Raw genomic sequence first — 21,722 nt, 5'->3', positions numbered from 1 at the left:
GCTCATTGCCACGCTTCCTCCATCTTCGCCAGCGCGCCCTTGGTGACCAGCACCTTCGGGAAACGCACGAGCGACACCGGATCCGCCTCATTCACTTCCAGCACCAGTACCTGGTGCAGGTTGCGCGAGGACAGGAACAGGTTCTCGTCGATTTCGTCGGTAATGACCAGGACGGAATCCAGGCCCATACCCTTGAGCTTCTGCGACAGCAGGCGGGTCTTCGGCGCCTCGACGCTGAAGTTCTCGACCACCGCCAGACGATCCTCGCGAGCGAGCTGCGACAGGATCGCAGCGACGCCGGCGCGGTACATCTTGCGGTTGACCTTCTGGCTGAAGTTCTCGTCCGGGGTGTTCGGGAAGATCTTGCCGCCCCCGCGCCACAGCGGGCTCGACGCCATACCGGCGCGGGCGTTGCCCGTACCCTTCTGGCGGAACGGCTTGCGGGTCGACTTGGCGATCTCCGAACGGCCCTTCTGCTTGCGATTACCCGAACGGGCATTCGCCGCGTACGCGGTCACCACCTGGTGGACCAGCGCTTCGTTGTACTCACGGCCGAACAGCACGTCCGACGCTTCGAGCGTCGACGCCGCCTGACCCTGATCATTCAAGAGTTTCAGTTCCATTGCGCGCTCCTCAGGCCTTGACCGCCGGACGGACGACGACGTCGCCACCCTTGGCACCCGGCACCGCACCCTTCACGAGAAGGAGCTGGCGCTCGACGTCGACGCGGACGATCTCGAGACCCTGCGTGGTGCGCTGCACGTTGCCGTACTGACCCGCCATGCGCTTGCCAGGGAAAACACGACCCGGATCCTGCGCCATACCGATGGAGCCCGGCGAGTTGTGCGAGATCGAGTTACCGTGCGAGGCGCGGTTCGACGAGAAGTTGTGACGCTTGATCGGACCCGAGAAGCCCTTACCGATCGTCACACCGGTGACGTCGACCTTCTGGCCGACCTGGAAGAGATCCGCACCGATCGCATCACCGGCGTTCATGCTGCCGGCCTGCTCGGTCTCGACGCGGAATTCCTTGATGCCGCGGCAGGGCTCGACGCCCGCCTTGGCAAGATGACCCGCGACCGGCTTGGTGATCCGGCTGGCGCGGCGCTTGCCATAAGCAATCTGGACCGCGGCATAGCCGTCGGTCTCGATCGTCTTGATCTGGGACACACGATTGTCCGACACGTCAAGCACCGTCACCGGGATGGTCCTGCCATCCTCGGCGAAGATGCGAGTCATGCCGACCTTGCGTCCAACAAGGCCTAGACTCATTTTCTTCTCCTGAATCCCGGTTGCGATTGACCGGGGGTCACAATTAATGCGCCAAAAGGCACAAAGGCCGGATTATACCGGCCTGTTTTCAACTTCCGCAAGCAGCGCGTGCTTACTGGAGCTTGATCTCGACGTCCACGCCCGCCGGGAGGTCCAGCTTCATCAGCGCATCGACCGTCTTGTCGGTCGGGTCGATGATGTCCATCAGACGCTGGTGGGTGCGGATTTCCATCTGGTCGCGCGAAGCCTTGTTGACGTGCGGCGAACGCAGCAGGTCGAAGCGTTCGATGCGCGTCGGCAGCGGCACGGGACCACGGACCACGGCGCCGGTGCGCTTGGCGGTGTCGACGATCTCGAGCGCCGACTGGTCGATCAGGCGGTAGTCGAAGGCTTTCAGGCGGATGCGGATTTTCTGGTTCTGCATGATGTTTTTCCTAAAGAGCTGATACTGCTAACAAAGAGCGCAAAGAGCGGATGGGGCGGCACCGACGGAGCCACCCCGGACCGAGAATTACTCGATGATCTTGGCGACGACGCCGGCGCCGACGGTGCGGCCACCTTCGCGGATCGCGAAGCGCAGACCTTCTTCCATGGCGATCGGGGCGATCAGCTTGACGGTGATCGACACGTTGTCGCCCGGCATGACCATCTCGGTGCCTTCGGGCAGCGAGATCGAACCGGTCACGTCCGTGGTGCGGAAATAGAACTGCGGACGGTAGTTGTTGAAGAACGGGGTGTGACGACCGCCCTCTTCCTTCGACAGCACGTAGATCTCGCCGGTGAAGTGGGTGTGCGGGGTGATCGAACCCGGCTTGCACAGCACCTGGCCACGCTCGACGTCTTCACGCTTGGTGCCGCGCAGCAGCACGCCGACGTTGTCGCCCGCCTGACCCTGGTCCAGCAGCTTGCGGAACATTTCCACGCCGGTGCAGGTGGTCTTGACGGTCGGCTTGATGCCGACGATCTCGATTTCCTCGCCGACCTTGACGATGCCGCGCTCGACACGACCGGTCACCACGGTGCCGCGACCCGAGATCGAGAACACGTCCTCGATCGGCAGCAGGAAGGGCTTGTCGATCGCACGCTCCGGGGTCGGGATGTAGCTGTCCAGCGCGTCGGCCAGGCGGAAGATCGCCGGCTCGCCGATGTCGGACTGATCGCCCTCGAGCGCCTTCAGCGCCGAACCCTTGATGATGGGAATGTCGTCGCCCGGGAAGTCGTACTTCGACAGCAGCTCGCGCACTTCCATCTCGACGAGCTCCAGCAGCTCCTCGTCGTCGACCATGTCGCACTTGTTCAGGAAGACGATGATGTACGGCACACCGACCTGGCGGGCCAGCAGGATGTGCTCGCGCGTCTGCGGCATCGGGCCGTCGGCGGCCGAGCACACCAGGATCGCGCCGTCCATCTGGGCAGCACCGGTGATCATGTTCTTGACGTAGTCGGCGTGACCCGGGCAGTCCACGTGCGCGTAGTGGCGCGTGGCGGTCTCGTACTCGACGTGTGCGGTGTTGATGGTGATGCCGCGCGCCTTCTCTTCGGGCGCCGCGTCGATCTGGTCGTAGGCCTTCGCTTCGCCGCCGAACTTCTTCGACAGGATCGTGGTGATCGCCGCGGTCAGCGTGGTCTTGCCATGGTCGACGTGGCCGATGGTGCCGACGTTGACGTGCGGCTTGGTGCGCTCGAACTTACCCTTTGCCATGTTCTCGGGTCCTTGTATTGAGGTTGCTGAATAACGTTGGTGCCTGGATTACTTGCGGCTGCTGATGACGGCTTCGGCGACGCTCTTCGGAGCTTCGGAGTAATGCTTGAACTCCATCGAGTACGTGGCACGACCCTGCGTCAGCGAGCGCAGCTGGGTAGCGTAACCGAACATCTCGGCCAGCGGCACCTCGGCCTTGATCTCCTTCATGCCGCCGGGGATGTCGTCCATGCCCTGGACGATGCCGCGACGACCGGAGAGGTCGCCCATCACGTTACCCATGTAGTCTTCCGGGGTCTCGACCACCACCGCCATCATCGGCTCGAGCAGGACCGGGCTGGCACGACGCATGGCTTCCTTGAAAGCCATCGAACCGGCCATCTTGAACGCGTTCTCGTTCGAGTCCACGTCGTGGTACGAACCGAAGTGCAGCGTGACCTTGACATCCACCACCGGGAAGCCGGCGAGCACACCGTTCGGGATGGTTTCCTGGATGCCCTTGTCCACCGCCGGGATGTACTCGCGCGGCACGACACCGCCCTTGACGGCATCGACGAACTCGTAGCCCTTGCCCTGTTCGGCCGGCTCGAGATTGATGACGACGTGGCCGTACTGGCCGCGACCACCGGACTGCTTGACGAACTTGCCTTCGACGTCGTTTGCCGCCTTGCGGATGGTCTCGCGGTAGGCGACCTGCGGGGCGCCGACGTTGGCCTCGACGTTGAACTCGCGCTTCATGCGGTCCACGATGATCTCGAGGTGCAGTTCGCCCATGCCCGAGATGATGGTCTGGCCCGACTCTTCGTCGGTACGCACGCGGAACGACGGATCCTCCGCCGCCAGGCGCGACAGCGCGAGGCCCATCTTTTCCTGGTCGCTCTTGGTCTTCGGCTCCACGGCGACGTGAATCACCGGATCCGGGAACACCATGCGCTCCAGGATCACCGGCGCCGACAGGTCGCAAAGGGTCTCGCCGGTAGTGACGTCCTTCAGACCGACGACCGCCGCGATGTCGCCAGCGAGCACTTCCTTGATCTCTTCACGATCGTTGGCGTGCATCTGCAGGATGCGGCCGATGCGCTCCTTCTTGTTCTTCACCGAGTTCAGCACGGTCGCGCCCGACTCCAGCACGCCCGAGTACACGCGGATGAAGGTCAGCTGGCCGACGAAGGGGTCGGTCATCAGCTTGAACGCGAGCGCCGAGAACTTCTCGTCGTCACGCGCATGACGGACGACTTCTTTCTCGTCGTCATCGACGCCGGCAACCGGCGGGATGTCGATCGGCGACGGCAGGTACTGGATGACGGCGTCGAGCATGCGCTGCACGCCCTTGTTCTTGAACGCGGTGCCGCACAGCATCGGCTGGATCTCGCACGCCAGGGTGCGCGCACGCAGACCGGCGATGACCTCTTCCTCGGAAAGCTCGCCTTCCTCGAGGTACTTGTTCATCAGCTCTTCGTTGGCCTCGGCAGCCGCCTCGACCATGTTCGCGCGCCACTCCTCGGCGGTCGCGACCAGCTCGGCCGGGATCTCGTGGTACTCGAACTTCATGCCCTGGGAAGCCTCGTCCCAGATGATCGCCTTCATCTTGAGCAGGTCGACCACGCCCTTGAAGGTGTCTTCCGCACCGATGGGGATCACCACCGGGACCGGGTTCGCCTTCAGGCGGTTCCGCATCTGGTCGACGACCTTGAAGAAGTTCGCACCCGAACGGTCCATCTTGTTCACGAAGGCCAGACGCGGCACCTTGTACTTGGTCGCCTGACGCCACACGGTCTCGGACTGCGGCTGCACGCCACCCACGGCGCAATACACCATGCACGCACCGTCGAGCACGCGCATCGAACGCTCCACCTCGATGGTGAAGTCGACGTGTCCCGGGGTGTCGATGATGTTGAAACGGTGCTCGGGGAAGGACTGGTCCATACCCTTCCAGAAGCAGGTCACCGCAGCGGAGGTGATGGTGATGCCGCGCTCCTGCTCCTGCACCATCCAGTCGGTCGTCGCTGCGCCGTCGTGCACCTCACCCAGCTTGTGGCTCACGCCAGTGTAGAAAAGGATGCGCTCGGTGGTAGTCGTCTTACCGGCGTCGATGTGAGCGGAGATACCGATGTTGCGGTAGCGCTCGATAGGAGTCTTGCGAGCCACGTTATACCTGCCTTCCGTTATGCGCGCTTTTGGCGCGATGAACTGTTCTGTGCGTTAGAAAACATTCGAGCCCTTTGCAGGGCCCGATTTACCGCTGGCGACGAAAATCAGAAGCGGTAGTGCGAGAACGCCTTGTTGGCTTCGGCCATGCGGTGAACTTCTTCACGCTTCTTCATGGCGGAACCACGGCCTTCGGCAGCCTCGAGCAGCTCACCGGCAAGACGCTGGGCCATCGACTTCTCGGCGCGCTTGCGGGCAGCTTCGCGCAGCCAGCGCATCGACAGCGCCATGCGGCGGGACGGACGAACCTCGACCGGCACCTGGTAGTTGGCACCACCGACGCGGCGGCTCTTCACCTCCACCACCGGCTTGACGTTCGCGACCGCGGTCGAGAACACCTCGAGCGGATCCTTGCCCGACTTGGACGAGATGTGATCGAACGCACCATAGACGATACGCTCGGCAACGGACTTCTTGCCCGACTGCATGATCACGTTGATGAACTTCGAGACATCCTGGTTTCCGAACTTCGGATCGGGCAGGACATCCCGCTTGGGTACTTCACGACGACGCGGCATGACAACCTCTCGCTAAATTTCTTTGGCCAACAATCAGGCTTTCTTCGGGCGCTTGGCGCCGTACTTCGAACGCGACTGCTTACGGTCCTTGACACCCTGGAGGTCAAGCGAACCACGGACGATGTGGTAGCGCACACCCGGCAAGTCCTTCACACGACCGCCGCGGATCAGCACGACCGAGTGCTCCTGCAGGTTGTGGCCTTCACCACCGATGTACGAGATGACCTCGAAACCGTTGGTGAGACGCACCTTGGCGACCTTACGCAGCGCCGAGTTCGGCTTCTTCGGGGTCGTGGTGTACACGCGGGTGCAGACGCCGCGCTTCTGCGGGCAGGCCTCGAGCGCCGGAACCTTGCTCTTGGCAACTTCCATCTGGCGCGGCTTGCGGACAAGCTGATTGATTGTTGGCATAGCTTAAGAATTTCCCATGAGACCGCGGCAGCCCACCATGGGCCGCCGCGGGCGGATTATTCCGGCAGCGACTGACTACGATTGGTCAGTCCACAAAAAAGAGGCCGGAGTTTAGTCCGAGGCTGTTCGGAAAGTCAACTGGCCTCGATGTCCTGCTGCGTTTCGACAACGTCTTCCGCGGGCGCCCAGGCATGCTCCGCCCCCAGATCGCGGCCCTCCTCCTGTGCCTTGCGGCTGCGGTGGTAGGCCAGACCGGTACCGGCCGGGATCAGGCGACCGACGATGACGTTCTCCTTCAGGCCGCGCAGCTCGTCGCGCTTGCCCATGATCGCCGCCTCGGTCAGCACGCGGGTGGTCTCCTGGAAGGAGGCCGCGGAGATGAAGGAGTCGGTCGACAGCGAGGCCTTGGTGATGCCCAGCAGCACGTTCTCGTACTGCGCCGGCAGTTTGCCCTCCGCCTCGATGCGATCGTTCTCGTCCAGCACTTCGGAGCGTTCCACCTGCTCCTCGCGAATGAACTTGGTATCGCAAGGATCGGTGATGACCACGCGACGCAGCATCTGGCGGACGATCACCTCGATGTGCTTGTCGTTGATCTTCACGCCCTGCAGGCGGTACACGTCCTGCACCTCGTCGATGATGTAGCGGGCGAGCTCGCTGATGCCCTGCAGGCGCAGGATGTCGTGCGGATCGGCCGGGCCGTCGACGATCAGTTCGCCCTTGTTCACCACCTGGCCGTCGTGGACCATCAGGTGCTTGTCCTTCGGGATCAGGAACTCGTGCGAGGTGCCGTCGGGCTCGGTGATCACCAGGCGCTGCTTGCCCTTGGTCTCCTTGCCGAAGGACACCGTGCCGGTGTACTCGGCGAGCATGCCGGCATCCTTGGGCGCACGCGCCTCGAACAGCTCCGCGACGCGCGGCAGGCCGCCGGTGATGTCGCGCGTCTTCGCCGATTCCTGCGGGATGCGCGCCAGGATGTCGCCGACGTTGATCTGCTGGCCATCCTTCACCGTGATCAGCGAGCCGACCTGGAAGGTGATCGCCACCGCGTGCTCGGTGCCTGCGATCTTCACCTCCTCACCGTTCTCGTCGAACAGCTTGACCTGCGGGCGCACGCCCTTGGTGCTGCCGCCGGTGGAGCGACGCTTGGCATCGATGACGACCAGGGTCGACAGGCCGGTCACCTCGTCGATCTGCTTGGCGACGGTGACTCCTTCCTCGACGTTCTCGAACTTCACCGTACCGGCGTATTCGGTCACGATCGGGCGGGTGTGCGGATCCCACGAGGCGAGCTGGGTGCCGGCCTTGATCGCCGCACCGTCGTCCACCAGCAGGGTCGCGCCGTACGGCAGCTTGTGGCGCTCGCGCTCGCGGCCCATGTCGTCGGCCACCACCAGTTCGGCGGAACGCGCGATGACGATCTTCTCGCCCTTGGCGTTGGCGACGTAGCGCATGTTACCGGCGAAACGGATCGAACCAGCCGACTTGGCCTCGACACCGCTCGCAGCCGCGGCTCGCGACGCCGCGCCGCCGACGTGGAAGGTACGCATCGTCAGCTGGGTGCCCGGCTCGCCGATCGACTGCGCGGCGATCACGCCCACCGCTTCGCCGACGTTGACCATGGAACCGCGGCCGAGATCGCGACCGTAGCACTTCGCGCACAGGCCGTAACGGGTCTCGCAGGTCAGCGGGGTGCGAACCTTGACCTCGTCCACGCCCAGGCTCTCGATCAGCTCGACCGCGTCCTCGTCCAGCAGGCTGCCCGCCTCGATCACCGTTTCCTGGTTCTCGGGGCTGACGACATCCTCGACGCAGACGCGACCGAGGATGCGCTCGCGCAGCGGCTCGACGACCTCGCCGCCCTCGATCAGGGCCTTCATGTTGAAGCCCTCGCGCGTGCCGCAATCGTCCTCGATGACCACCAGATCCTGGGTCACGTCCACCAGACGACGGGTCAGGTAACCGGAGTTCGCGGTCTTCAGCGCGGTGTCGGCCAGACCCTTACGGGCGCCGTGCGTCGAGATGAAGTACTGCAGAACGTTCAGGCCTTCACGGAAGTTGGTGGTGATCGGCGTCTCGATGATCGAGCCGTCCGGCTTGGCCATCAGGCCACGCATGCCGGCGAGCTGGCGGATCTGGGCTGCCGAACCGCGCGCGCCGGAGTCGGCCATCATGTAGATGGCGTTGAAGGACTCCTGGCGGACGGTCTTGCCGTTGCGGTCGACCACCTCCTCGGAACCGAGCTGCTCCATCATCGCCTTGGCGACCTGGTCGCCACAGCGACCCCAGATGTCGACCACCTTGTTGTAGCGCTCGCCGTCGGTCACCAGACCGGAGGTGTACTGCTGGGCGATCTCCTTGACCTCGGCTTCCGCGGCGCGGATCAGCTCGTGCTTGGCGTTCGGCACCAGCATGTCCTTGACCGCGATCGACAGGCCGGCGCGGGTGGCCAGACCGTAGCCGAACTGCATCAGCTTGTCGGCGAAGATCACCGTAGCGCGCAGGCCGCAGCGGCGGAAGGACGCGTTGATCAGCTTGGAGATCTCCTTCTTCTTCAGCGGCTTGTCGATCACGCTGAAGGGAAGCCCGGCGGGCAGGATCTCGGACAGGATGGCGCGACCGGCGGTGGTGTTGTGGCGCACGATCTTCTCGATGCGCTCGCCGTTGGGGCCGAGGTCGGCTTCCTTCAGGCGCACGGTGACGCGCGCATGGAGCGCGATCTGGCCGGATTCGTAGGCGCGCTTCACCTCCGACACGTCGGCGAAGATCATGCCCTCGCCGGGTACGTTCACGCCCTCGCGGGTGGCGTAGTACAGGCCGAGCACGATGTCCTGCGAGGGGACGATGATCGGCTCGCCGTTGGCGGGCGACAGCACGTTGTTGGAGGCCAGCATCAGCGTGCGGGCTTCCATCTGCGCCTCCAGCGATAGCGGCACGTGGACGGCCATCTGGTCGCCGTCGAAGTCGGCGTTGAACGCCACGCACACCAGCGGGTGGAGCTGGATCGCCTTGCCTTCGATCAGCACCGGCTCGAAGGCCTGGATGCCGAGGCGGTGCAGGGTCGGGGCGCGGTTCAGCAGCACCGGATGCTCGCGGATCACCTCCTCGAGGATGTCCCACACCACCGGCTCCTGCGACTCCACCATCTTCTTCGCCTGCTTGATGGTCGTGGCCAGACCCATCAGCTCGAGCTTGTTGAAGATGAAGGGCTTGAACAGCTCCAGCGCCATCAGCTTGGGCAGGCCGCACTGGTGCAGCTTGAGCTGCGGACCGACGGTGATGACCGAACGGCCCGAATAGTCGACGCGCTTGCCGAGCAGGTTCTGGCGGAAGCGGCCGCCCTTGCCCTTGATCATGTCGGCCAGCGACTTCAGCGGACGCTTGTTGGCGCCGGTCATGGCCTTGCCGCGGCGGCCGTTGTCGAGCAGCGAGTCGACGGCCTCCTGCAGCATGCGCTTCTCGTTGCGCACGATGATGTCGGGCGCCTTGAGCTCGAGCAGGCGCTTGAGGCGGTTGTTGCGGTTGATGACGCGACGATAGAGATCGTTCAGGTCGGAGGTCGCGAAGCGACCGCCGTCCAGCGGCACCAGCGGGCGCAGGTCGGGCGGCAGCACCGGCAGCACCTCGAGCACCATCCACTCGGGCTTGATGCCCGACTGCTGGAAGGCCTCGAGCACCTTGAGGCGCTTGGAGAACTTCTTGATCTTGGCTTCGGAGTTGGTGGTCTCGAGGTCGCCACGCAGCTTCTCGACCTCGAGGTTGATGTCGAGGGTGCGCAGCAGCGAACCGATGCCCTCGGCACCCATCACCGCGTCGAACTCGTCGCCGTATTCCTCGACCTTGGCCAGGTAGTCGTCCTCGGTCAGCAGCTGACCGCGGTTGAGCGGGGTCATGCCCGGCTCGACGACGACGAAGGCTTCGAAGTAAAGCACGCGCTCGATGTCGCGCAGGGTCATGTCGAGCACCATGCCGAGACGGCTGGGCAGGCTCTTCAGGAACCAGATGTGGGCAACCGGCGAGGCCAGTTCGATGTGGCCCATGCGCTCGCGGCGCACCTTGGACAGGGTCACCTCGACGCCGCACTTCTCGCAGATCACGCCGCGATGCTTGAGGCGCTTGTACTTGCCGCACAGGCACTCGTAGTCCTTCACCGGGCCGAAGATCTTGGCGCAGAACAGGCCGTCGCGCTCGGGCTTGAAGGTACGGTAGTTGATGGTCTCGGGCTTCTTGACCTCACCGTAGGACCAGGAGCGGATCTTGTCCGGCGAGGCGAGGCCGATCGTGATCGCGTCGAACTCTTCCTCGTTCGGCAGGGTTTGCTTGAACAGGTCAGCGAGCAGGCTTTTCATCTATCACTCCATCCGGACCGCCGCATCGTGTGCGGCGGTCCCGGGATTCAATCGCAGGCGGTTTACAGGGAGGGAATCACGCAGCTCATTCGCGGTCGAGATCGATGTCGATCGCGAGCGAACGGATTTCCTTCACCAGCACGTTGAAGGACTCCGGCATGCCGGAATCGATCTTGTGCTCGCCCTTGACGATGTTTTCGTACACCTTGGTCCGGCCGGTCACGTCGTCGGACTTGACCGTCAGCATCTCCTGCAGCGTGTAGGCCGCGCCGTAGGCTTCCAGCGCCCAGACTTCCATCTCGCCGAAACGCTGGCCGCCGAACTGCGCCTTGCCGCCCAGCGGTTGCTGGGTGACCAGCGAGTACGGGCCGGTCGAACGCGCGTGCATCTTGTCGTCGACCAGGTGGTGCAGCTTCAGCACGTGCTTGTAGCCCACCGTCACCTTGCGCTCGAAGGCCTCGCCGGTGCGACCGTCGTAGAGCGTGACCTGGCCGCCCGTGGGCAGACCGGCCAGCTCCAGCATCTGCTGGATTTCCTCTTCCTTGGCACCGTCGAACACCGGGGTCGCGAACGGCACGCCCTTCTTCAGGTTCGAAGCCAGCTCCACCACCTCGGTGTCGTCCAGCGCCGCCACGTCTTCCGGACGGCCGTTGGTGTTGTACACCTGCTCGAGGAAACCGCGCAGCTCCTGCGCCGAGGCGTGGGCCTGCAGCATCTTGTCGATCTGCTTGCCGAGGCCCTTGGCGGCCCAGCCGAGGTGGGTCTCGAGGATCTGGCCGATGTTCATCCGTGACGGCACGCCGAGCGGATTGAGCACGATGTCGAGCGGGGTACCGTCTTCCATGTACGGCATGTCCTCGACCGGGACGATCTTCGACACCACACCCTTGTTGCCGTGCCGGCCGGCCATCTTGTCGCCCGGCTGCAGGCGGCGCTTCACCGCCAGGTAGACCTTGACCATCTTCTGCACACCCGGGGGCAGCTCGTCGCCCTGGGTGAGCTTCTTCTTCTTGATCTCGAAGGCCTGCTCGAAGTCCTTGCGGGTGTTCTCCAGACCTTCGCGCACCGCCTCGAGCTGCACCGCCAGGGTCTCGTCCGCGAGGCGGATATCGAACCAGTGGTAGAGCTCCAGACCATCCAGGTAGGCGTCGGTCAGGGCGGTGCCCTTGGCGAGCTTCTTCGGGCCGCCGTTGGCGACCTGACCCACGATCATGCGGCGGATACGCGCGAACGCGTCGCGCTCCACGATGCGCATCTGGTCGGCGAGGTCGGTCTTGAAGCTGCGCAGCTGGTCGTCGATGATCGACTGCGCACGCTTGTCGCGCTCGATGCCTTCACGGGTGAACACCTGCACGTCGATGACGGTGCCGACCATGCCCGAGGGCACGCGCAGCGAGGTGTCCTTAACGTCGGAGGCCTTTTCGCCGAAGATCGCGCGCAACAGCTTCTCTTCCGGGGTGAGCTGGGTTTCGCCCTTGGGCGTGACCTTGCCCACCAGCACGTCGCCGGCCTCGACCTCGGCACCGATGTAGACGATGCCCGACTCGTCCAGGCGCGACAGCTGCGCCTCGCCCAGCGAAGCGATGTCGCGGGTGATTTCCTCGGGACCGAGCTTGGTGTCGCGGGCGACGACGGTCAGTTCCTCGATGTGGATCGAGGTGAAGCGGTCGTCGGCGACCACACGCTCGGAGATGAGGATCGAGTCCTCGAAGTTGTAGCCGTTCCACGGCATGAAGCCGACCAGCATGTTCTGGCCCAGCGCGAGCTCGCCGAGGTCGGTGGAGGCGCCGTCGGCCACCACGTCGCCGCGGGCGATGCGGTCGCCGACCTTCACCACCGGACGCTGGTTGATGTTGGTGTTCTGGTTGGAACGGGTGTACTTGATCAGGTTGTAGATGTCGACACCGACTTCGCCCGGCAGGGTCTCGTTGTCGTTGACCCGGATCACGACCCGGTTCGCATCCACGTAGTCGACGATGCCGCCACGGGTGGCCTGCACCGCGGTACCCGAGTCGACCGCCACGCGGCGCTCGATGCCGGTGCCGACCAGCGGCTTCTCCGGACGCAGGCAGGGCACGGCCTGACGCTGCATGTTCGCGCCCATCAGCGCGCGGTTGGCGTCGTCGTGCTCGAGGAACGGGATCAGCGAGGCCGCGACCGACACGATCTGGCCCGGCGCCACGTCCATGTACTGAACCATGTCCGCGGTCGCGAGCAGGAACTCGCCCTTGTGGCGGCACGACACCAGGTCGCCGGCGAGCATGCCCGCCTCGTCGATCTCGGCGTTGGCCTGCGCGATCACGTACTGGCCTTCCTCGATCGCAGACAGGAAGTCGATCTGGTCGGTGACCTTGCCGTCATTGACCTTGCGGTACGGCGTCTCGAGGAAGCCGTGGCGGTTGGTGCGGGCATACACGGCCAGCGAGTTGATCAGGCCGATGTTCGGACCTTCCGGGGTCTCGATCGGGCACACGCGGCCGTAGTGGGTCGGATGCACGTCGCGCACCTCGAAGCCGGCGCGCTCGCGGGTCAGGCCGCCCGGGCCGAGGGCCGAGACGCGACGCTTGTGCGTGATCTCCGACAGCGGGTTGGTCTGGTCCATGAACTGCGACAGCTGGCTGGAGCCGAAGAACTCCTTGATCGCCGCCGAGATCGGCTTGGCGTTGATCAGGTCGTGCGGCATCAGGTTGTCGGACTCGGCCTGCGACAGGCGCTCCTTGACCGCGCGCTCGACGCGCACCAGGCCGGCACGGAACTGGTTCTCGGCCAGCTCGCCGACCGAGCGCACGCGACGGTTTCCGAGGTGGTCGATGTCGTCGATCTCGCCGCGGCCGTTGCGCAGTTCGACCAGCACGCCGACCACCGCCAGGATGTCGTCGTTGGTCAGCACGCCCGGGCCGTCCTCGCCCTGCGCGCCGGCGCGCTCGTGGAAGCGCTTGAGCCAGCCCGGCGCCTTGTCGTCGATCTTCTCGGGATAGGCGCGGCGGTTGAACTTCATGCGGCCGACGGAGGACAGGTCGTAGCGCTCCTCGGCGTAGAACAGCCCCTGGAACAGGCCTTCGACGGCGTCCTCGGTGGGCGGCTCGCCCGGACGCATCATGCGGTAGATCGCGACCTTGGCCGCCCACTGGTCGGCGGTCTCGTCGATGCGCAGGGTCTGCGAGATGTAGCCGCCGCGATCGAGGTCGTTGATGTACAGCGTGCGCAGCTCGGTGACACCGGCCAGGCGCAGCTTGTCGAGCAGGTCCTCGGTGATCTCGTCGTTGGCGCGCGCGAGCACCTCGCCGGTCTCGGGATCGGCGACGTTGTTGGCGATCACGCGGCCGAGGATGAAGTCGTCCGGCACCGCCATGGTCTTGACGCCGGCCTGGTCGATCTCGCGGATGTGCTTGGAGGTGATGCGCTTGTCTCGCGCGACGATGATCTTGCCGTCGGCGGTGGTGATGTCGAAGCGCGCCACTTCACCGCGCAGGCGCTCGGGCACGAGCTCGAACTGCGCGCCCTCACCCTGCAGGTGGAAGGTGTCGGTGTCGTGGAAGGTCGCCAGGATCTCTTCCGGGGTCATGCCGATCGCGCGCAGCAGGATCGTGACCGGCATCTTGCGGCGGCGGTCGACGCGGAAGTACAGGTAGTCCTTCGGATCGAACTCGAAGTCCAGCCAGGAGCCGCGGTAGGGAATGATGCGCGCCGAGAACAGCAGCTTGCCCGAGGAGTGGGTCTTGCCGCGGTCGTGCTCGAAGAACACGCCCGGCGAGCGGTGCAGCTGGGAGACGATGACGCGCTCGGTGCCGTTGATGACGAAGGAGCCGGTGGTGGTCATGAGCGGGATCTCGCCCATGTACACTTCCTGCTCCTTGACTTCCTTGATGGTCTCCTTCGGCGCCTCGCGATCCATGATCACCAGTCGCACGCGCGCGCGCAGCGGCGACGCGAAGGTCAGTCCGCGCTGCTGGCACTCCACCACGTCGAACGCAGGCTCGCCCAGCATGTACTGGACGTACTCGAGACGGGCGTTGCCGCTGTGGCTCGAGATCGGGAAGATCGAGTTGAACGCAGCCTGCAGACCCTGGTTGCGCCGCGCCTCGGGCGGGGTCTCCGCCTGCAGGAATTCGGCAAAGGACTCGATCTGGGTGGCGAGCAGGAAAGGCGCATCGAGCACGGCCGCGCGCTTGGCGAAGCTCTTGCGGATACGTTTCTTTTCGGTGTAGGAATACGCCATGGATGCTCCGGCTAGAGGGCTAACATCGGAAAGACAGGACACAACGTTCGGGCGGTTCCGGTGGGCTGTCGGACATCACAGTCCCCGCCGGACGGGCGGCAAACGCTCTGGCCTGCCATCGATTATCGCGGACACTCCCGCAATCTCGATTACAAAGCACGAAAGGGCCGGCACTCCTAAGAGTGCCAGCCCCGCTGGGAAGTCGAATATTACTTGATTTCGACCTTCGCGCCAGCGTCTTCCAGCTGCTTCTTCAGCGCTTCGGCGTCGGCCTTCGGCGCAGCTTCCTTCACGGTCTTCGGCGCGCCGTCGACCAGGTCCTTCGCTTCCTTCAGGCCCAGGCCGGTGGCGGCGCGGACGACCTTGATGACCTCGACCTTCTTGGCGCCGGCTTCGAGCAGCACGACGTCGAATTCGGTCTTCTCTTCAACCGGGGCAGCGGCGGCGGCGCCCGGGGCGGCCACGGCCATCGAGGCGGCGGACACGCCGAACTTCTCTTCGAACGCCTTGACCAGGTCGTTCAGGTCCATCACGGTCATGCCAGCAACGGCTTCCAGGATGTCTTCTTTGCTGATTGCCATTTCAAATCACTCCAGAATCGATATTTTTGCGAAAACTTTCGTAGCGGAACGTCGCGATCAGGCCGCAGCGCCTTCTTCCTCGCGCTTCTTGGCGAGGGCGGCGAGCGCACCGGCAAAGCCGGAGACCGGCGCCTGCATGACGCCCAGCAGCTTGGCGAGCAGCTCTTCGCGGCTCGGGATCGAAGCGAGCGCCTGGATGCCGGCCTTGTCGAGCGTCTTGCCCGCATAGGAACCAGCGCGCAGGACGATCTTGTCGTTACCCTTGGCGAAGTCGTTGAGCACCTTGGCAGCAGCGACCGGATCGGTCGAGATGCCATAGATCAGCGGACCGGTCAGATCGCCCGCCAGGCCCTCGAACGGGGTACCGGCGATCGCGCGACGGACCAGGGTGTTCTTCAGCACGCGCAGGTAAACGCCAGACTCGCGGGCCTTGGCACGCAGCGCAGTGAGGTCACCCACCGCAATGCCGCGATACTCGGCCACCGCGATCGTCTGGGCGCTGGCCACTTGTGCCGACACCTCAGCCACTACGGCTTTCTTGTCATCGAGATTGAGACCCACAGGTCTTTCCTCCTTTCAAGTCAACACGCGAACCGCTCGCGCGATTCGCACCCACGGCGACCTGGATCAGGAGCGCGGCCGACGAAGCGGCCAAATCCTGTTCTGAGCACACCGTCTGCGCAGGCCATTCACATGCTTAAGCGCGGCCTTGCGGCGCACGCACCTGCGGTCTTTGACGATCCGTGACCACCCGCAGGTGGCCACGGCTCAAAGTTCGTCGGTTCGTCCGCGCGCGGCGGACGCTCCGGGCAATCAGGCAGCGTTCAGGCTGCCCGGCTCCACACGCACGCCGGAACCCATGGTGCTGGACACGGCGATGCGGCGCAGATAGACACCCTTGGCGGCGGCCGGCTTGGCCTTGACCAGGGCATCGATGAAGGCGGCGAGGTTCCGCTGCAGCGCATCGACCTCGAACGAGGCGCGACCGATGGTGGCGTGCACCAGGCCGGCCTTGTCGGTACGGTACTGGACCTGACCGGCCTTGGCGTTCTTGACCGCGGTGGCGACGTCCATGGTCACGGTGCCGACCTTCGGGTTCGGCATCAGGCCGCGCGGGCCGAGGATCTGGCCGAGCTGGCCGACCACGCGCATGGCGTCAGGGGTCGCGATGCAGACGTCGAAGTTGAGGTTGCCGGCCTTGACCTGCTCGGCGAGGTCGTCGAAACCGACGACTTCGGCGCCAGCGGCGCGGGCGGCTTCAGCCTTGTCGCCCTGGGCGAACACGGCCACGCGCACCGACTTGCCGGTACCGGCGGGCAGCACGACCGAGCCACGAACGACCTGGTCCGACTTGCGCGCATCGACGCCGAGATTGACGGCGATATCGATCGACTCGTCGAACTTGGCGGTCGCGCACTCCTTGACCAGACGCAGCGCATCGGCGACCGGATAGGCCTGGTTGCGATCAACCTTGGCGCGCAGCGCCTGAACTCGCTTGGACAGCTTCGCCATGATTACAGGCCCTCCACGGTGATGCCCATGCTGCGGGCGGAACCGGCGATGGTGCGCACGGCGGCTTCCATGTCGGCAGCGGTCAGATCGGGCTGCTTGGTCTTGGCGATTTCCTCGACCTGGGCACGGGTGATCTTGCCGACCTTGTCGGTATGCGGCTTCGGCGAGCCCTTCTGGACACCGGCAGCCTTCTTGATCAGCACGGTCGCCGGCGGCGTCTTCATGATGAAGGTGAAGGACTTGTCGGCGTAGGCGGTGATCACCACCGGAATCGGCAGACCGGGCTCCATGCCCTGGGTCTTGGCGTTGAACGCCTTGCAGAATTCCATGATGTTCAGGCCGCGCTGACCGAGCGCCGGACCGATGGGGGGGCTGGGGTTGGCCTTGCCGGCCGGCACCTGCAGCTTTACGTAGCCAGTGATTTTCTTTGCCATTGCGGCTTGCTCCTGTGATGAGTGCTAGCGCACCGGAAGGACCGGCGCTCCTCGCTTTGCCCGCGTGAACGGGCTGCGGCAGACCTTGCGGCCTGCCGTGTCGCTCAGGTCTTCTCGACCTGGGCGAAATCCAGTTCCACTGGCGTGGCGCGACCGAAGATGGTCACCGACACGCGCAGCTTGTTCTTCTCGTAGTTGGCATCCTCGACGCTGCCGTGGAAGTCGGTAAACGGACCTTCCTTGACGCGCACGACCTCGCCGATCTCGAACAGCACCTTGGGACGCGGCTTGTCCACGCCCTCCTGCATCTGCTGCATGATCTTCTCGACCTCCTTCTCGGAGATCGGAGCGGGCTTGTTCGCCGTACCGCCGACGAAGCCAGTGACCTTGGGCGTCGACTTCACCAGGTGCCAGGTCTCGTCGTTCATTTCCATTTCGACGAGGACGTAACCCGGGAAGAACTTGCGCTCGGTGACGGTCTTCTGGCCGCCACGCATCTCGATCACTTCCTCGACCGGCACCAGGATCTGGCCGAAGCTGTCCTGCATGCCCGACCGGTTGACGCGATCGACCAGCGCGCGCTGCACGGACTTCTCGAAGCCCGAATAGGCGTGAACCACATACCAACGCTTGCTCATATCACTTCCAACCCAGGATCAGGTCGTACAGGACCCATTCCAGGCTCTTGTCCGTCAACCACAGGAACAGCGCCATGACCACCACGAAGGCAAACACCAGACCGGTGGTCTGCGTGGTTTCCTTGCGGCTCGGCCAGACGACCTTCTTGGTTTCGGTAATCGATTCGCGGGCGAATCCGATGAAGCGCTTGCCAGGCTCGGAGAGCGAGGCAACGGCGATACCCGCACCCAGGCCAGCCAGAACCGAAAGGACACGCAGCACGAGCGGCTGCTCGACCAGCAGGTAGAAGCCGACCACGCCGGCTGCCAACAGCGCCAGCGCCAGCGCGAATTTCAACTTATCGGCCATTGCGGATGAACACCCGGAAAATTATGGCAGGGGCAGAGGGAATCGAACCCCCAACCTTCGGTTTTGGAGACCGACGCTCTGCCAGTTGAGCTATACCCCTGCAGCAGAGACTGCAAGGCGCACCCTGACGGATGCGCCTTTCTGGCAACGATCGAGCGAATTACTCGATGATCTTGGCGACGACGCCGGCGCCGACGGTGCGGCCACCTTCGCGGATCGCGAAGCGCAGACCTTCTTCCATGGCGATCGGGGCGATCAGCTTGACGGTGATCGACACGTTGTCGCCCGGCATGACCATCTCGGTGCCTTCGGGCAGCGAGATCGAACCGGTCACGTCCGTGGTACGGAAGTAGAACTGCGGACGGTAGTTGTTGAAGAACGGGGTGTGACGACCGCCCTCTTCCTTCGACAGCACGTAGATCTCGCCGGTGAAGTGGGTGTGCGGGGTGATCGAACCCGGCTTGCACAGCACCTGGCCACGCTCGACGTCTTCACGCTTGGTGCCGCGCAGCAGCACGCCGACGTTGTCGCCCGCCTGACCCTGGTCCAGCAGCTTGCGGAACATTTCCACGCCGGTGCAGGTGGTCTTGACGGTCGGCTTGATGCCGACGATCTCGATTTCCTCGCCGACCTTGACGATGCCGCGCTCGACACGACCGGTCACCACGGTGCCGCGACCCGAGATCGAGAACACGTCCTCGATCGGCAGCAGGAAGGGCTTGTCGATCGCACGCTCCGGGGTCGGGATGTAGCTGTCCAGCGCGTCGGCCAGGCGGAAGATCGCCGGCTCGCCGATGTCGGACTGGTCACCCTCGAGCGCCTTCAGCGCCGAACCCTTGATGATGGGAATGTCGTCGCCCGGGAAGTCGTACTTCGACAGCAGCTCGCGCACTTCCATCTCGACGAGCTCCAGCAGCTCCTCGTCGTCGACCATGTCGCACTTGTTCAGGAAGACGATGATGTACGGCACGCCGACCTGGCGGGCCAGCAGGATGTGCTCGCGCGTCTGCGGCATCGGGCCGTCAGCGGCCGAGCACACCAGGATCGCGCCGTCCATCTGCGCGGCACCGGTGATCATGTTCTTGACGTAGTCGGCGTGACCCGGGCAGTCCACGTGCGCGTAGTGGCGCGTGGCGGTCTCGTACTCGACGTGTGCGGTGTTGATGGTGATGCCGCGCGCCTTCTCTTCGGGCGCCGCGTCGATCTGGTCGTAGGCCTTCGCTTCGCCGCCGAACTTCTTCGACAGGATCGTGGTGATCGCCGCGGTCAGCGTGGTCTTGCCATGGTCAACGTGGCCGATGGTGCCGACGTTGACGTGCGGCTTGGTGCGCTCGAACTTACCCTTAGCCATATCGCTATCCTTAAAATCAGAACCAGAAAAACCGGCGCGGCGACCACACTCGTTGGCCGCCGCCCAGGCCAGGCAGAAAATGAGTGGTGCCCATGACGTGGATTGAACACGTGGCCTCTCCCTTACCAAGGGAGTGCTCTACCACTGAGCTACATGGGCTCCGAAACCTTGCAAACACAGCACTGCTGGAGCGGGTGAAGGGAATCGAACCCTCGTCATAAGCTTGGAAGGCTTCTGCTCTACCATTGAGCTACACCCGCACATGCCTGCAACTGCGTTCGCTTGCACACCACTTACACAACACTCGCAGCCGATTCACTGCATCCGCTACGCCGACCGCAGCCTGCTGCGGCACGACTGAAACTTGGTGGAGGGAGAAGGATTCGAACCTTCGAAGGCTGAGCCGTCAGATTTACAGTCTGATCCCGTTGACCGCTTGGGTATCCCTCCGTCCGGGAAGCTCCGCACTATAGTGCCCACCAGACGACCTGTCAAATGTTTTCGTGATCTTTTTTTGGAGAAAGCGCGTCGGGCGATTGAACCCCCCCCGACCCGGTGCCCGACGCGAAAGACCGCAGCACCGGTCGGCGGCGATAATGCACGCTTTCGACCCCCCGGAGCAACAGGCATGAAGCCAGCCGAACAGACCGCCCGCCGCCCCTTCCCGGAAGCTCTCGAACAGCGCCTGGAAGACCGGTTCGGGAAACGGGCGAGCCGCGCCCAGGGCATCCGCGCCCATCACGGCCACGACGAGTCCCACTTTCCCGACGCCGCGCCGGACGCGGTGGTGTTCGTGCACACGACCGACGAGGTCGTCGACCTGGTGCGCGCCTGCGCGGAGTTCGACGTGCCGGTGATTCCCTTCGGCGTCGGCAGCTCGCTCGAGGGCCACATCCTGGCCACCCGCGGCGGCGTGTGCGTGGACTTCAGCGAGATGAACAAGGTGCTCGACATCCGCGCCGAGGACATGCTGGTCGTGGTGCAGCCGGGGGTGACGCGCAAGCAGCTCAATGCCGAACTGCACGGCAGCGGCCTGTTCTTCCCGATCGATCCCGGCGCCGACGCCTCGCTCGGCGGCATGACCGCGACGCGCGCCTCGGGGACCAATGCGGTGCGCTACGGCACCATGCGCGAGAACGTGCTCGGCCTCACCGCGGTGATGGCAGACGGGCGGGTCATCCGCACCGGCGGTCGTGCGCGCAAGTCCTCTGCCGGCTACGACCTCACCCGACTGCTGGTCGGCTCGGAAGGCACGCTGGGCCTGATCACCGAACTGACGATCCGTCTGCACCCGCTGCCGGAGGCGAGCTCGGCCGCGGTGTGCGCCTTCCCCGACGTGGTGTCGGCGGTCAACGCCGTGATCCAGACCATCCAGCTCGGCGTGCCGGTGGCGCGCATCGAGCTGGTCGACGAGCTGTGCGTGCGCGCGATCAACCGCTACAGCAAGACCACGCTGCGCGAGGCGCCGATGCTGTTCTTCGAGTTCCACGGCAGCCCGGCCGGGGTCGCCGAACAGGCACGCACCGTGCAGGAGCTGGCGAGCGAGAACGGCGGCCTCGACTTCGACTGGGCAGAACATCCCGAGGACCGCAGCCGGCTGTGGGCCGCGCGCCACGACGCCTACTTCGCCAGCCTGAATCTGCGCCCGGGCAGCCGCGCGATCACCACCGACGTGTGCGTGCCGATCTCCGCGCTCGCCGAGTGCGTGGCCGCGACGCGCGCCGACATCGACGCCACCGGCCTGATCGCGCCCATCGTCGGCCACGTCGGCGACGGCAACTTCCACGCCATCATCCTGGTCGACCCCGAGGACGAGGCGGAGAACGCGCAGGCCGAAGCCCTGAACCGGCGCATCGTCGAGCGCGCGCTGGCGATGGGCGGCACCTGCACCGGCGAGCACGGCATCGGCATCGGCAAGCAGGCCTTCCTGGTGCAGGAGCATGGCGAGGCGGTGGATTTCATGCGCGCGATCAAGCAGGCCCTGGACCCGCACAACCTGCTCAATCCGGGGAAGGTGGTTCCCGGCCTGTGAGCCCGGCTGCCGGCCTCGGGGTATTCATTGATTGAGGCCCGGCCGGACCGCGTCTAGTCTGATGCGAGCCCTTGCCACCCCGCCCACGAGGCGGGACGCGATGCGGCGCGCGGCACCCGAAACCACGATTTTGGGCAGGAGGAGAC

The 21,722-nt window shown here is 64.7% G+C and carries 17 protein-coding genes and 4 tRNA genes; 1 reads left to right on the top strand and 20 read right to left on the bottom strand.

What is annotated here, in order from left to right:
• Window positions 1-2: 2 nt before the first annotated feature.
• From rplD to CKCBHOJB_RS04485, 20 genes are all read right to left on the bottom strand, one after another.
• On the bottom strand, window positions 3-623 hold the full coding sequence (gene rplD / locus CKCBHOJB_RS04580; protein WP_281050840.1) for a 50S ribosomal protein L4: 621 nt from the start codon (window positions 621-623) through the stop codon (window positions 3-5).
• Window positions 624-633: 10 nt separating this feature from the next.
• A complete protein-coding gene (rplC, locus tag CKCBHOJB_RS04575; RefSeq protein ID WP_281050839.1) occupies window positions 634-1,272 on the bottom strand; it encodes a 50S ribosomal protein L3 in 639 nt (212 codons plus the stop codon).
• Between the two features lie 112 nt (window positions 1,273-1,384).
• A complete protein-coding gene (rpsJ, locus tag CKCBHOJB_RS04570) occupies window positions 1,385-1,696 on the bottom strand; it encodes a 30S ribosomal protein S10 (protein WP_002931577.1) in 312 nt (103 codons plus the stop codon).
• Window positions 1,697-1,783: 87 nt separating this feature from the next.
• Entirely contained in the window at window positions 1,784-2,974 is a 1,191-nt protein-coding gene (gene tuf / locus CKCBHOJB_RS04565; protein ID WP_281050827.1) for an elongation factor Tu, read from the bottom strand.
• A gap of 48 nt (window positions 2,975-3,022) precedes the next feature.
• Window positions 3,023-5,122, bottom strand: coding sequence for an elongation factor G (gene fusA / locus CKCBHOJB_RS04560; RefSeq protein WP_281050838.1), 2,100 nt, complete (start codon window positions 5,120-5,122; stop codon window positions 3,023-3,025).
• 107 nt (window positions 5,123-5,229) lie between these two features.
• Window positions 5,230-5,700 (bottom strand): 30S ribosomal protein S7, encoded by a 471-nt coding sequence (gene rpsG, locus CKCBHOJB_RS04555; RefSeq protein ID WP_281050837.1) that lies wholly within the window; start codon window positions 5,698-5,700, stop codon window positions 5,230-5,232.
• A gap of 33 nt (window positions 5,701-5,733) precedes the next feature.
• Window positions 5,734-6,111 (bottom strand): 30S ribosomal protein S12, encoded by a 378-nt coding sequence (gene rpsL, locus CKCBHOJB_RS04550; protein WP_002931569.1) that lies wholly within the window; start codon window positions 6,109-6,111, stop codon window positions 5,734-5,736.
• A 134-nt stretch (window positions 6,112-6,245) separates the two neighbouring features.
• Window positions 6,246-10,460, bottom strand: coding sequence for a DNA-directed RNA polymerase subunit beta' (rpoC, locus tag CKCBHOJB_RS04545; RefSeq protein ID WP_281050836.1), 4,215 nt, complete (start codon window positions 10,458-10,460; stop codon window positions 6,246-6,248).
• An 85-nt stretch (window positions 10,461-10,545) separates the two neighbouring features.
• Window positions 10,546-14,679, bottom strand: a complete 4,134-nt coding sequence (gene rpoB, locus CKCBHOJB_RS04540) for a DNA-directed RNA polymerase subunit beta (protein ID WP_281050835.1) — start codon at window positions 14,677-14,679, stop codon at window positions 10,546-10,548.
• Window positions 14,680-14,888: 209 nt separating this feature from the next.
• The gene (rplL, locus tag CKCBHOJB_RS04535; RefSeq protein WP_281050834.1) at window positions 14,889-15,260 is read right to left on the bottom strand and encodes a 50S ribosomal protein L7/L12; all 372 of its coding nucleotides are present in this window, start codon (window positions 15,258-15,260) and stop codon (window positions 14,889-14,891) included.
• A 57-nt stretch (window positions 15,261-15,317) separates the two neighbouring features.
• On the bottom strand, window positions 15,318-15,821 hold the full coding sequence (gene rplJ / locus CKCBHOJB_RS04530) for a 50S ribosomal protein L10 (protein ID WP_281050833.1): 504 nt from the start codon (window positions 15,819-15,821) through the stop codon (window positions 15,318-15,320).
• Between the two features lie 252 nt (window positions 15,822-16,073).
• On the bottom strand, window positions 16,074-16,772 hold the full coding sequence (rplA, locus tag CKCBHOJB_RS04525) for a 50S ribosomal protein L1 (protein WP_281050832.1): 699 nt from the start codon (window positions 16,770-16,772) through the stop codon (window positions 16,074-16,076).
• 2 nt (window positions 16,773-16,774) lie between these two features.
• Window positions 16,775-17,206: a 50S ribosomal protein L11 gene (rplK, locus tag CKCBHOJB_RS04520; protein WP_281050831.1), complete on the bottom strand. Its 432-nt coding sequence runs from the start codon at window positions 17,204-17,206 to the stop codon at window positions 16,775-16,777.
• A gap of 104 nt (window positions 17,207-17,310) precedes the next feature.
• The gene (nusG, locus tag CKCBHOJB_RS04515) at window positions 17,311-17,844 is read right to left on the bottom strand and encodes a transcription termination/antitermination protein NusG (RefSeq protein WP_281050829.1); all 534 of its coding nucleotides are present in this window, start codon (window positions 17,842-17,844) and stop codon (window positions 17,311-17,313) included.
• A 1-nt stretch (window position 17,845) separates the two neighbouring features.
• On the bottom strand, window positions 17,846-18,193 hold the full coding sequence (secE, locus tag CKCBHOJB_RS04510; protein ID WP_281050828.1) for a preprotein translocase subunit SecE: 348 nt from the start codon (window positions 18,191-18,193) through the stop codon (window positions 17,846-17,848).
• A 24-nt stretch (window positions 18,194-18,217) separates the two neighbouring features.
• Window positions 18,218-18,293 (bottom strand) — tRNA-Trp (locus CKCBHOJB_RS04505).
• A gap of 60 nt (window positions 18,294-18,353) precedes the next feature.
• Window positions 18,354-19,544 (bottom strand): elongation factor Tu, encoded by a 1,191-nt coding sequence (gene tuf / locus CKCBHOJB_RS04500; protein ID WP_281050827.1) that lies wholly within the window; start codon window positions 19,542-19,544, stop codon window positions 18,354-18,356.
• An 84-nt stretch (window positions 19,545-19,628) separates the two neighbouring features.
• Window positions 19,629-19,703, bottom strand: a tRNA-Thr gene (locus CKCBHOJB_RS04495).
• A gap of 27 nt (window positions 19,704-19,730) precedes the next feature.
• A tRNA-Gly gene (locus tag CKCBHOJB_RS04490) sits at window positions 19,731-19,804 on the bottom strand.
• Window positions 19,805-19,909: 105 nt separating this feature from the next.
• Window positions 19,910-19,994: transfer RNA gene (locus CKCBHOJB_RS04485), tRNA-Tyr, on the bottom strand.
• 178 nt (window positions 19,995-20,172) lie between these two features.
• Between CKCBHOJB_RS04485 and CKCBHOJB_RS04480 the strand changes: the two genes are divergently transcribed.
• Window positions 20,173-21,576, top strand: a complete 1,404-nt coding sequence (locus tag CKCBHOJB_RS04480; RefSeq protein ID WP_281050826.1) for an FAD-linked oxidase C-terminal domain-containing protein — start codon at window positions 20,173-20,175, stop codon at window positions 21,574-21,576.
• The last annotated feature ends 146 nt before the right edge of the window (window positions 21,577-21,722 follow it).

Origin of the sequence: Thauera sp. GDN1 (assembly GCF_029223545.1) — a bacterium.
In the GTDB taxonomy this organism is placed as follows: domain Bacteria; phylum Pseudomonadota; class Gammaproteobacteria; order Burkholderiales; family Rhodocyclaceae; genus Thauera.
The sequence above is the reverse complement of the archived record's forward strand: the minus strand, read 5'-3'. Positions and strand labels throughout refer to the sequence as shown.